Annotated in this window: 3 protein-coding genes; all 3 read left to right on the forward strand. The window is 72.9% G+C overall.

All coding sequences use genetic code 11. The features are described 5' to 3' along the window. Positions 1–162 precede the first annotated feature (162 nt). From AAFN69_RS17220 to AAFN69_RS17230, 3 genes are read left to right on the forward strand one after another with little or no spacing between them, the layout of a single operon-like run. The gene (locus tag AAFN69_RS17220; protein ID WP_347729401.1) at positions 163–9,996 is read left to right on the forward strand and encodes an amino acid adenylation domain-containing protein; all 9,834 of its coding nucleotides are present in this window, start codon (positions 163–165) and stop codon (positions 9,994–9,996) included. Next, entirely contained in the window at positions 9,986–11,707 is a 1,722-nt protein-coding gene (locus tag AAFN69_RS17225; RefSeq protein WP_347729402.1) for an NAD(P)/FAD-dependent oxidoreductase, read from the forward strand. Before AAFN69_RS17220 ends, AAFN69_RS17225 begins: the two co-directional genes overlap by 11 nt. A gap of 59 nt (positions 11,708–11,766) precedes the next feature. After that, entirely contained in the window at positions 11,767–13,464 is a 1,698-nt protein-coding gene (locus AAFN69_RS17230; protein WP_347729581.1) for an NAD(P)/FAD-dependent oxidoreductase, read from the forward strand. Positions 13,465–13,484 lie beyond the last annotated feature (20 nt).

Raw genomic sequence — 13,484 nt, forward strand, 5'->3', positions numbered from 1 at the left:
CGGCCGCTCCCACCCGGAGCCGCCGAGCCCGCGGGAACACCGGGGCACGGGCCCCCACCGGCGGATCCACCGCGAATCCGCACCGCCCGTGTGCCCCGGGCCGGACATCGCACCGCCCCCGCACCACCCCCGCCGCAGCGCCACGACGTGAGGAGTTCGACCATGGCTGACGCGACCAGTGCGCCCATGCGCGGCAGGGTGGCGATCATCGGTATGGGCTGCCGGCTACCCGGCGGCGCCAATGACCACCGGACGTACTGGCGGAATCTGATGGAGGGCAGGGACTGCATCACCCCCACCCCCGCCGACCGGTACGACGCCGCCACCCTCGGCAGCCGCGACAAGGACAAGCCCGGACGCCTCACCGGCGGACGCGGCGGCTACATCGACGGCTTCGACGAATTCGACCCGGCGTTCTTCGGCATCAGCCCGCGCGAGGCCGACCACATGGATCCCCAGCAGCGCAAACTCCTGGAGGTCGCCTGGGAGGCGCTGGAGGACGGCGGCCAGCGGCCCGCGGATCTCGCCGGGACCGATGTCGCCGTCTATGTCGGCGCCTTCACCCTGGACTACAAGATCCTGCAATTCTCCGACCTGGACTTCACCACCCTGGCCGCGCACACCGCCACCGGCACCATGATGACGATGGTGTCGAACCGCATCTCGTACTGCTTCGACTTCCGCGGCCCCAGCCTCTCCATCGACACCGCGTGCAGTTCCTCCCTGGTCGCCGTCCACCTCGCCTGCCAGAGCCTGCACCGGGGCGAGACCGGCCTCGCGCTGGCCGGCGGCGCGCTGCTGCACATGGCGCCGCAGTACACCATCGCCGAGACCAAGGGAGGCTTCCTCTCGCCCGACGGGCGCTCCCGCACCTTCGACGCCGCCGCCAACGGCTATGTGCGGGCCGAGGGCGTCGGCATCGTCGCGCTGAAACGGCTGGAGGACGCCGTGCGCGACGGGGACCCGATCCACGCCGTGATCCTCGGCACCGGGGTCAATCAGGACGGCCGCACCCCTGGCATCACCGTGCCCAGCGCGGACGCACAGGTCTCCCTCATCCGGCGGGTTTGCGCCGAGGCGGGCATCACCCCCGGCGCCCTCCAGTACATGGAGGCGCACGGCACCTCCACCCCGCTCGGCGACCCGATCGAGGCCAACGCGCTGGGCCGGGCCCTGGCCATCGGGCGGGCACCGGGCGCCCGATGCCATGTCGGCTCGGTCAAGACCAACATCGGGCACACCGAGTCCGCCGCGGGCATCGCCGGTCTGATCAAGACCGCACTCTGCCTCGAACACCGCAGGATCCCGCCCCACATCAATCTGGAACACCTCAACCCGGCCATCGACCCGGCCGGTCTGCCGTACGAGATCCCCACCCGCGCCGTCGACTGGCCCGAGCACGAGGGCCCCGCCCGGGCCGGGGTCAATTCCTTCGGCTTCGGCGGCACCAACGCCCATGTCGTCCTGGAGGAGCCCCCGCGCCGCGCGCCGGCCGCCGAACCGGCGGGCCGGCCGGCCTGGACCCTCCTCCCGCTCACCGCCCGCACCGCCGACGCGCTCCCCGAGGTCGCCGCCGGCATCCAGCGGGAACTCACCGGCGCCGACGGCCCGCCCGTCGCCCTCACCGACCTCGGCCACACCCTCGCCCACCGCCGCCAGCACCACCCGGCCCGGCTCACCCTCGTCCACTCCTCGCGCGAATCGCTCGACGCGGCACTCACCGCCTTTCTGCGCGACGAGCCCCACCCGGGTGTGGTGCGCGGCGCCCGGCTCGACCCCGCCGAGCGGCGGATCTGCTGGGTCTTCACCGGAATGGGCCCGCAGTGGTGGGGGATGGGCCGGGAGCTCTTCGACCGCGAACCGGTCTTCCGCGAGACGATCCTCGCCTGTGACCGGGAGATCCGCGCACAGGCCGGCTGGTCGCTCACCGAGGAGCTGATGGCCGGCGAGGCCGCGTCCCGGATGGGGGAGACCTGGCTGGCGCAGCCCGCCAACTTCGCCGTGCAGATCGCCCTGGCCGCCATGTGGCGCCGGTACGGGGTGCGGCCGGACGCGATCGTCGGGCACAGCACCGGCGAGATCGCCGCCTTTCACGAGGCCGGGGTCCACACCCTGCCGGAGGCGGTGCGCATCGCCCTGCACCGCAGCAGACTCCAGCAGCGACTCGACGGCACCGGGACCATGCTCGCCGTCAGCCTGCCCGAGGACGAGGCGGAGCGGAGGGTGCGCCCGTACGGCGACCGGATCTCGGTCGCCGCGGTCAACAGCCCCACCGGCGTCACCCTGGCCGGCACCGAGCAGGCGCTCGCCGAACTCGCCGCGGAGCTGCGGGCGGAGCAGGTGTTCGCCAAGTTCCTGGAGGTGCGCGTCCCGTACCACAGCGCGGGCATGGAGGAGATCCGCGAGGAGCTGCTGACCTCGCTGGCCGGGCTGCGGCCGGCCGCCGCGCGGGTGCCGCTGTACACGACCGCGCGGGACGGCCTCGCCGCCGGCCCGGAGCTCGACGCCGAGTACTGGTGGCGCAATGTCCGCGACCGGGTGCGCTTCCGGGCGGCGGCCGACCGGATCGCCGCCGACGGCCACCGGATCTTCCTGGAGATCGGCCCGCATCCGGTGCTCGCCCACTCGATCCGCGAATGCCTCGGCGAGCGAGGGCTCCAGGGCACCGTACTGCCCTCGATCCGCCGCCGGGAGAACGAGCCGGAGCGTTTCGCCGCCTCCCTGGCCGCGCTGCACAATCTGGGCGTCGACATCGCCTGGGACGTACTGCACCCGGCGGGCGCACCGGTGCCGCTGCCGCGCTACCCCTGGAAGCGGGACCGCCACTGGACGGAGCCCGACGCGGTCGCCCGGGTCCGGCTCGGCCGTCTCGACCACCCGCTGCTCGGCCGCCGCACGGCCCACGCCGAACCGGTCTGGCGCTCGGAGCTCGACCCGGAACGGCTGCCCTATCTCGCCGACCACCGGATCCAGGACACCGTGGTCTTCCCGGCGGCGGGCTATCTGGAGATGGCGGCCCAGGCCGTACGCGCCCTCACCGGCACCCCCGGCGGCGGCGCGGTCCTGGCCGACATCGAGCTGCGCCGGGCGCTCTTCCTGCCCGAGGGGGAGAGCCGGACGGTGCAGTTCTCCCTCTCCGAGGAGAACGCCGCCTTCACCGTCGCGTCCGCACCGCCCGCCCCCTCCGGCGGCGACCCGGTGCCGGCCCCGGAGCGGGTGGTGCATGCCCGGGGTGTCGTACGCACCGGACAGCGCCGTTCCCCCGGGCCCGCGCTCGACCCCGCGCCGATCCGGGCCCGCAGCCTGCGCCGGCTCGACGGCGCCGACTGCTACACCGAACTCGCCGCCCTGGGATATCAGTACGGGCCCGCCTTCCGGGCCATCGAGGAGGTGTGGATCGGCCCCGGCGAGGCACTCGCCCGGCTGCGACCGCCCGCGGAGATCGGCGACGACGCCGACCGGCACCACTTCCACCCCGTCCTCCTGGACGCCTGCTTCCAGTCACTGCTCACCCCGCAACTCCTGGAGCCGGGCGCCGGCGGCACGGGCACCGGCATCCGGCTGCCGCTCTCGATCGACGAGGTCGCGCTGGACTCCGCGGGCAGCCGCCCGCTCTGGGTGCATGCCACCGTGACCGGCGGATCCGGGGACGAACTGGTCGGCGACATCGCCGTGTACACCGAGAGCGGTACGGGTGTGGGCCGCATCGCCGGATTCCGCGCCGCCGATGTGGAGCGGGCCGCGACGGCGGTGGGCCTCGGCACCATCGACTCCTGGCTCACCGAGACCGTCTGGACCGAGCGGCCCTTCGACACGGAGGAGCCGCCCGGCCCGGCGGAGGGCGGGGCCGACTGGCTGGTGCTGGCCGACTCCGAGGGGGTGGGCACGGCACTCGCGGAGCTGGTGACCGCGCGCGGCGGGCGCTGCCATCTGGTGCGCCCGGGGGACGCGTACCGCAAGGTGTCCACCGGCCCGGGAGGCGCGGAATTCACCGTCGTGCCCGGCTCGGCGGATGAGCTGGAACGGCTCCTCGCCGATCTGGGCATGACGGACGGGACCTCCTTCGGCCATGTCGTGCATCTGTGGAATCTGGATCTGCCCGGCCTCCGGGACACCCGGGCCGACGAGATCGCCGCCCACAGCGGCACCGGCGGCTACTCCCTGATCGCCCTGGCGAGAGCGCTGCTCTCCGCCGGTGTCGGCGGCGGGCTGCACATCGTCACCCGGGGCGCCCAGCCGGTGATCCCGGGGGAGGACGTCGAGCCGCTGGGCGCGCCCGCCTGGGGTGTGGGCCGGGTGCTGCGCCACCATGAGCTGACCGCCCACCGGGGCAAGCTGATCGACCTCGATCCCGCCGAAGCCGAAGCCGAAGCCGAAGCCGAAGCCGAAGCCGGAGCCGGAGCCGGAGCCGGACGCGGACCCGCCGCCGTCCCCGAACTCGTACGCGGACCCGTCGCCGTCCCCGTCCCCGTCCCCGAACCCGCCCCCGCCCCCGGGCTCGACCAGGCCCCCCGGGCGACCACCACCGCCCGCGCCCTCCTCCGCGAGATCCTGACCGACGACGAGGAGGAGATCGCCCTGCGCGGCGGACGCCGCCTCACCAGCCGGATCCGGCGCGCCGAAGGGCTGACCCGCCCGCTCCCCCTGCGGCTGCGCGCCGACGGCGGCTATCTCGTCACCGGCGCCTTCGGCGCCCTCGGCCGGCTGCTCTGCCGCACCCTCGTCAGACGCGGCGCCCGCCGTCTCGTCCTGGTGAGCCGCACCCGGGTCCCCGCCCGCGACCAGTGGCGCACCACGGCCCCGGACACCGCCGCCGGCCGGGCCGTCGCCTTCCTCCGGGAGCTGGAGGCACTCGGCGCCCAGCCCGTCACCGCCGCGCTCGACATCACCGACGAGGCCGCCCTGACCGGCTGGCTCGCCGAGTACCGCCGCGCCGAACCCCCGCCCATCCGGGGGGTGTTCCATCTGGCCGGGCAGGTCCGCGACACCCTCGTACCCGACATGGACCGGAGCACCTTCGACGCGGTCCACGACCCCAAGGTCATCGGCGCACTCCTGCTCCACCGCCTGCTGAGCGACGAACCGCTCGAACACTTCGTGCTCTTCTCCTCCATCGCCTCCCTGCTGACCACCGCCGGCCAGACCAACTACGCCGCCGGCAACGCCTTCCTCGACGCGCTGGCCCACCACCGCCGCGCCCGCGGCCTGCCGGCGCTCAGCCTGGACTGGGGCCCCTGGGCCACCGGAATGATCGAGGAGCTCGGACTGGTCGAGCACTATCTCCACAGCCGGGGCATGAGCTCGCTCTCGCCCGAGGCCGGTATGGCGGTCCTGGAACGCGTCATCGGCCAGGACCGGCCCCAGCTCCTGGTCGCCACCATCGTGGACTGGCCCGTCTTCCTCTCCTGGTACGCCGCCCCGCCGCCGCTCGTCTCCGAACTCGCCGCGTCCCCCGAAGCGGGCCCCGCCGGCGGGGACGGCGGGCTCCTCGAAGCCTTCCGGGCCGCCGGTGACGGCGACGAGCGCCGCTCCCTGGTCGCCGAGCGGTTCACCGCACTGGCCGCCGGTGTGCTCCGGACCAGTACGGAAGCGGTCGACCCGGCCGCCGGACTCGGCGCGCTGGGGCTGGACTCACTGCTGGCGATGGAGGTCCGCGCCCGCGTCCAGGCCGAATTCGGTATCGCCCTCCCGGTGGTCGCCCTGCTCAGCGGCACCCCCGTCGGCGAGCTCACGGCCCGCCTCCACGAAGGTCTCGATGAGCTGGTGGCGGCCGACGCCGGCGGCGCCGGGCCCGGCACGGAGGCGGAGGTCCTCACCGACGAGCGCGAGTATCCGCTGACCCAGAACCAGAAGGCCCTCTGGTTCCTCAAGCAGCTCAATCCCGAGGGCTACGCCTACAACATCGGCGGCGCGGTCGAGGTCCGGGCCGAGATCGACCCGGAGCTGATGTTCGAGGCCGTCCGCCGGACGGTCGCCCGCCATCCCGCGCTGCGCACCAACTTCCTGCTGGTGGACGGCCGCGCGGTGCAGCGTGTCTCGGAAGAGGTCGAGCCGGATGTGCGGCTCTTCGACATGGAGGGCCGGGACTGGGCGGAGATCCACCGCACGATCGTGGCCGAGTACCGCAGACCCTATGACCTCGCCCACGACCCGCTCTTCCGCTTCCGGCTCTTCAAGCGCGCCCCCGACCGCTGGGTGATCATGAAGGCGGTCCACCACATCGTCTCCGACGCGATCTCGACCTTCACCTTCATCGAGGAGCTGCTGGCGGTCTACGAGGGGCTGCGCCGGGGCGAGGCACCCGAACTGCCGCCGGTGGGCGCCCGCTATCTCGACTTCCTCAATGAGCAGAACCGCTTTCTGGCGGGCCCCGGGGCCGCGCGGATGCTCGACTACTGGCGCTCCCATCTGCCGGACCGGGTCCCCCTGCTCGACCTGCCGGTCGACAGGCCCCGCCCGGCCGTCCAGACCCACAACGGCGCCTCCGAGTTCTTCGTGCTGGACGCCGGGCTGAGCGCCCGGGTCCACGATCTGGCCCGGACCCACCAGGTCACCCCGTTCGTGGTGCTGCTCAGCGCCTACTACGTCCTGCTGCACCGCTACTCCGGACAGGACGACATCATCGTCGGCAGCCCGGTCACCGGCCGCACCCGCCAGGAGTTCTCCTCGGTCTACGGCTACTTCGTCAACCCGCTGCCGCTCCACGCCGATCTCTCCGGCGGACCGTCGGTCGCCGCACTGCTCGACCAGGTCCGCGAAACCGTGCTCAACGGCCTGGACAACCAGGAGTACCCCTTCGTCCTGCTGGTCGAGCAGCTCGGACTGCAACACGACCCCAGCCGCTCGGCGGTCTTCCAGGCGATGTTCATCCTGCTCACCCACAAGGTCGCCACCGAGAAATACGGCTACCGGCTGGAGTACATCGAACTCCCCGAGGAGGAAGGGCAGTTCGACATCACCCTCTCCGTCTACGAGGACGAGTCGGACCACCGCTTCCACTGTGTCCTCAAGTACAACACCGACCTCTTCCTCCCCGCCACGATGCGCAGACTGGCCTCCCACTACACCGGGCTGCTCGACTCCATGACCCGGGCCGCCGCCGATCTGCCCACCACCCGGCTGGACATGCTCGGCGCGGACGAGCGCGAACGGCTCGCCGGGGAGTGGAGCGGAGCCGCCCGCCTCGCCCGCCGGGGCCCCGACCCGGCACCGGTCCGCGCCCTCGCCCCGGATGCCGCTCCGTCCCCGTCCCCGGCGGGCACCGAGCCGGCCCCCGCCGCCGTGCTCTCCGCCGTCCGCACCCAGCCGCGCTCCCCCCTCGTACCGCCCTCCAGGAACGGCTCGGCCCCGCCGGTGCGGCCCGCGCCCCTTCCCTCCGGGGCACCCGTGCACGAGCAGTTCGCCCGGATCGCCGCCGAGCGCCCCGACGCCGTCGCCGTGACCGTCCCGGCGTCCCCCGCCGGCCCCGTGCGCAGACTGACCTACGGCGATCTCGACCGCCGCTCCGCCGCGCTCGCCCGGCGGCTGCGCGGGCTCGGGGTGGGCCCCGGCTCGGTGGTCGCGCTCTGCCTGGAGAAGTCCCCCGAGCTGATCATCGCCCTGCTGGCGGTGGTCAGGGCCGGCGCGGCCTATCTGCCCGTCCGGCCGGACGATCCGGCCGACCGGGTCGTCTCCATGGTGGGCACCGCCGACGCCATGCTGGTGATCGTCGCCGACCGGGCCCGCCGGGCCGCGCTGCCCGGCCTCCCGGCCGACGCGCTGACCCTGGCGGAGCTGGGTGTGCCGGAGCCGGCGGAACCGGGCCCGACCCCGCCGCCGGAGGAGCCGACCTCGTACACCCTGGGCCCGTACACCCCCGAGAACGCGCATCCGTACCTCCCCGCCGCGGCGCGGAGCGGGGGCGACGGGCGGCCGGTGGAGCCGGACTCGGCGGCCTATGTGATCCACACCTCCGGCTCCACCGGCCGCCCCAAGGCGGTACAGGTCAGCCACCGCAATCTCGCCTCGGCCCAGCGGGCATGGCGCACCGAGTACGGCCCGGCCGTGCTGGCGGGTGTCCATCTCCAGATGGCGGCGCCGTCCTTCGACGTCTTCACCGGCGATGTGACGCGGGCGCTCTGCTCCGGCGGCAGCCTGGTCCTCGCCGACCGGGATCTGCTCTTCGACACCGCCCGGCTGTACCGGACGATGCGCGAGGAGAAGGTGGAGTGCGGTGAGTTCGTCCCCGCTGTGGTGCGCGGTCTGATGGACCACTGCGAGCGCGCCGGGCTCCGGCTGGACTTCATGAAGCTGCTGGTGGTCGGCTCGGACGCCTGGAAGGTGGGGGAGTACCAGCGGCTGCGCGCCCTCTGCGGCCCCCGCACCCGGGTGATCAACTCCTATGGGGTGACCGAGGCGACCATCGACAGTGCCTGCTTCGAGGGCCCGGCCGACGGCCTCGAACCGGGCCGGATGGTGCCGATCGGCCGCCCGCTCGCCAACAGCACCCTGCACATCCTGGACGAGTACGGCGAACCGGTACCGCCCGGGGTGCCGGGCGAGCTGTGGATCGGCGGGGAGGGTGTCGCCACCGGATACGCGGGTGACCCCGGCCAGACGGCCGAGCGGTTCATCACCAGGACGGTGAGCCGGGCCCCCGGAGCCCTCCCCGCGCGCCTCTACCGCAGCGGCGACCTCGCCCGCTGGGACGCGGGCGGCCTGGTCCATCTGCTCGGCCGCGCGGACACCCAGATCAAACTCCACGGCCACCGCATCGAGACCGAGGAGATCGAGTCCCGGCTCGCGAGCTCGCCGGGGGTGTCCCGCGCGGTGGTCACGGTGCGCACGGACGGCCGGGGCGAGGAGGTGCTCTGCGCCCACTGCGTACCGGCGGACGGCACCCCGCTCGACCCGCGCGCCCTGCGCCGGCACCTCGCCGCCGAACTGCCCGCCCACATGATCCCGGCGTACTTCGCCGAGGTGCCCGAACTCCCGCTGACCGCCCACGGCAAGGTCGACACGGCCGCCCTGCCCGCGCCCCGCCCCGCCCCCGACGACGACGGGACCCGGCACGAGCCGCCCGTGACCCGCTACGAGGTGAGCATGGCCCGGCACTGGTCGGCCCTGCTCGGGCGGGAGGGGATCGGTCTGGAGCACGACTTCTTCGAGATCGGCGGCAGCTCCATCAGACTCATCGAGCTGATCCACCACCTCCAGACGGAATTCGGCGTCACCATCCCCGTCAGCCGGCTGTACCAGGCCACCACCCTGCACGGGATGGCCGCCGCCGTGGAGCGGATCAGCGCCGGCGCGGCCGGCGACGACCGGCCCTATCTGGTCTTCGGGCCCGGCGGCGACGAGACCGTCTTCTGCTTCCCCCCGGCCGGCGGCCACGGACTCGTCTACCGGGGCCTCGCCGCCGAGCTCCCCGGACACCGCTGCATCGCCTTCAACTACCTGCCCGGCGACGACAAGACCGCCCGTTACGCCGATCTCGTCGAGGCCGCGCGGCCGGAGGGCGGCTGTGTACTCCTCGGCTACTCCCTCGGCGGCAATCTCGCCTTCGAGACGGCGAAGGAGCTGGAGCGCCGGGGCCGCCGCGTCGACCATGTGATCATTCTGGACTCGCACCGCATCATGGAGCCCTATGTCCCGGGGCCCGAGCATCTCGCCGCCTTCGAGGCCGAACTCTCCGACCATCTGCGCAAGCACACCGGATCGGAGATCATCGCCCGGGGGACGAGAGAACACGCGGCGGAGTATCTGGCCTTCTGCGGACGCACCCCCAACCTGGGCAGGGTGACGGCCACCGTCACCGTGGTCACGGACGAGGAGAAGGCCGGGCTCCACGCGGCCGGCGAACGCGGCAGCTGGTACGGCAGCTCCACCACCCGGACCGCCGTGCTGCGCGGCTCCGGCACCCATGCCGACATGCTCGACCCGGGCCATCTCGCCCGCAACGCCGAGCTGGTGCGCTCCGTGCTGCGCGGAGACGGAGCGACCGCGCATGCGTGCTGAGACGGAGTACGAGGCGGGGCCCGGGGCCGGGCCGGACTGGCGCGTCCGCCCGCCCGAGTGGCGGAGCCGCGCCCCCCGCCGCCCCCGGGTGATCATCATCGGCGCCGGCGTCGCCGGGCTCTCCACCGGCTGCTACGCCGAGATGAGCGGCATCCGGACCCGGATCTTCGAGAAACATGTCCTGCCCGGCGGCTGCTGCACCGCCTGGGGCCGCGACGGCTATCTCTTCGACTACTGCATCGAGTGGCTGATCGGCACCGCGGCCGGCAACGACGCCCACCGGGTCTGGCGCGAACTGGGCGCGCTGGACGGCAAGACCATCACCAACTTCGACATGTTCAACCGGGTGATGGACGAGAACGGCCGCACGGTCACCTTCTACAACGACCCGGACCTGCTGGAACGCCATCTGCTGGAGATCTCCCCGGCCGACGCCCGGCTGATCCGCTCCTTCTGCGACGACCTGCGGCGGTTCATCGCGATCGAGCTCTACCCCTTCCTGACCGCGCCCGCGCTGCGGACGGTGAAGGAGCGGGCCGCGACCCTGCGGACGGTGCTCCCGGCCTTCCGGCTCTTCTGGCGCACCGCCGCCACCCCCATGCACACCTTCGCCGACCGGTTCCAGGACCCGCTGCTGCGGACCGCGTTCCGCAACATCTTCTTCCAGGACCCCGAGGGCTTCCCGCTGCTGCCCTATCTCTTCAACATGGCCGCCGCCCACCACCGCAACGCGGGCTTCCCGCAGGGCGGTTCCCTGGGCCTGGCCCGGTCGATCGAGGAGCGCTACACCGGGCTGGGCGGCTCGGTCGACTACCGGGCCCGGGTGGCGCGGATCCTGGTGGAGGACGACCGGGCGACCGGGATCGAGCTGGGCAACGGCAGACGCTACTACGCCGACCATGTCATCGCCGCCTGCGACGGCCACACCACCATCCACACCCTCCTCGGCGGCCGGTACACCGGTCCGCGCATCGAGCGGCTCTACTCCGAACTGCTGCGCACCCCGGGAACCCTCTTCCCGGCCGTGGTCTCCGCCTTCGCCGGAATCCGGGGCGACGACCTCGGCCCGGACACCGCGCACAGCACCACCCATCTGCTCTCCGCCGAGGACGCCGCCCGGCTGCCCGGAGCGCTCCAGCGGAGCCTGGTGGTCCAGCTCCGCTCGCGGTACTCCGACGGCTTCGCCCCGCCCGGCAAGTCGGTGATCCACTGCACCTACTTCAGCGACTTCACCCACTGGCGGGAGCTGCGCACCCGCGACCGCAGGGAGTACTGGGCCCAGAAGCGCCGGGTCGCCGACTTCGTCCGCGAATTCCTGGAGCGGCACCGGCCCGGGATCGCCGCCCGCATCGAGCTGATCGATGTGGCCTCCCCGGCCACCACCCGGCGGTACACCGGGAATTTCGAGGGCAGCATCCTGGCCTGGAAGGCGTTCTCGGACGCCGATGACGTGGCCGCGAAGCTGGTCGGCCGGGACCGGATGCGGCTGCCGGGGCTGCGCGGCTTCTCCATGGCCGGCCAGTGGGTCGGCATGGGCGGTCTGATCCGCGCCGCGTCCACCGGCCGCTTCGCCACCCAGTACCTCTGCGACGAGTGGGGCATCCCCTTCCGGGCGTGGGAGAGCCCGGAGGGCGAGCCCTGGCACCGGGAGAAGCTCGGGAAACTGCCCCTGCTCGACCGGCGCCCCCGGCGGGAGGGCACCGGCCCGTGACCACACACCAGCGCGAGGAGGCCCCTTCCGTGGCGGAACCGAAGCACGGCAGAGAGACGATGATCATCATCGGGGCGGGCCTGGGAGGTCTCTCCACCGGCTGCTACGCCAGGATGAACGGCTACCGCACCCACATCCTGGAGATGCACGAGATCCCCGGCGGCTGCTGCACCGCCTGGGAGCGCGGCGATTTCACCCTGGACTGCTGCATCAGCTGGCTGCTCGGCAGCGGGCCCGGCAATGAGATGCACCAGATCTGGCTGGAGCTCGGTGCCCTCCAGGGCAAGGAGATCCGCCACTTCGACGTGTTCAACATCGTCCGGGGACGCGACGGCCGGTCCGTCCACTTCTACTCCGACCCGGACCGGCTGGAGGCCCATCTGCTGGAGATCTCCCCGGCCGACGCCCGGCTGATCCGCCGCTTCTGCCGGCAGCTCCGCGCCTTCCGCAAATGCCTGGCCGTCTACCCCTTCCTCAAACCGGTCGGGCTGATGGGGACGGTGGAGCGCTGGCGGATGCTGGCCTCCTTCATCCCGTACTTCAACGCCATCCGCACCACGATCACCGTGCTCATGACGGATTACTCCGCCAAATTCCGGGACCCGCTGCTGCGCGAGGCGTTCAATTTCATTCTCTACGAGAAGCACCCGGCCTTCCCGGTACTGCCGTTCCACTTCCAGCTCGCCTCGCATGCGAACCTCTCCGCGGGCGTGCCCGAGGGCGGTTCGCTCGGCCTCGCCGAGTCGATCGAGCGCCGCTACCGGCGGCTCGGCGGTGAAGTGACGTACAACGCCAAGGTCGAGGAGATCCTGGTCGAGAACGACCGCGCGGTCGGGGTCAGGCTCAGCGACGGCCGAGAGCTCCGCTCGGACATCGTGGTCTCCGCCTGCGACGGCCACACCACCATGATGAAACTCCTCGGCGGGCGCTATCTCAACGACGCCTACCGGCGGCTCTACACCACCACCATCCGGGAACCCGGCATGGTCTTCCCCGGATACTTCACCCTCTTCCTCGGCCTCCGGCGGGAATTCCCGGAGGGCGATCCGTGCACCACCCACCTCCTGGACGACGCGACGGCCGCCGAACTCACCGGCATCCGCCATCCGAGCATCAATGTCCAGTTCCGGGACCGGCACTATCCGGAGCTCTCACCCCGGGGCACCACCGTCGTCTACGCCACCTACTTCTGCGACATCGCGCCCTGGCGGGCCCTGGACGAGGGGCCCGAACAGTCCACCCGCAGCCGCGGCGGGGAGGAACTGCACACCCTCCCCGTCCGGCACGGGCGCGGCTACTACCGGGCGAAGCGGCGGGCGCGCGAGGCGCTGGTCCGCTTCCTGGAGGAGCGGTATCCCGGCATCAAGGACGCCATCGCCGTGCGCGATGTGTCGAGCCCGCTGACCCAGGTCCGCTACACGGGCAACTACGACGGCACCGTCCTGGGCTGGCAGCCCTTCGTGGAGAGCGGCGAGACGCTGGAGGAGCTGGTCAAGAAGCACGGCCCGGGCGTGCCCGGGCTGGCCGGCTTCTACCAGTCCGGGGTCTGGGCGACGACGGGCGGACTGATCAGGGCGGCCGCGGCGGGCCGCCATGTCGTCCAGTTCATCTGCCGGGACGACGGCCGCGCCTTCACCGCCGAGGTGGACGAGAGCGCACCCCCGCCGACCCATCTGGTGATCCCGGTGGGCCCGCGCGGCGAGCAGGCCCGGGCGGTGGCGCCCCGGGGACGGCCCCGTGCCGGGGCGACGGGATGACGGGGGCCGGGAGCAGGAAG

Source organism: Streptomyces sp. CAU 1734 (genome assembly GCF_039888735.1).
In the GTDB taxonomy this organism is placed as follows: domain Bacteria; phylum Actinomycetota; class Actinomycetes; order Streptomycetales; family Streptomycetaceae; genus Streptomyces.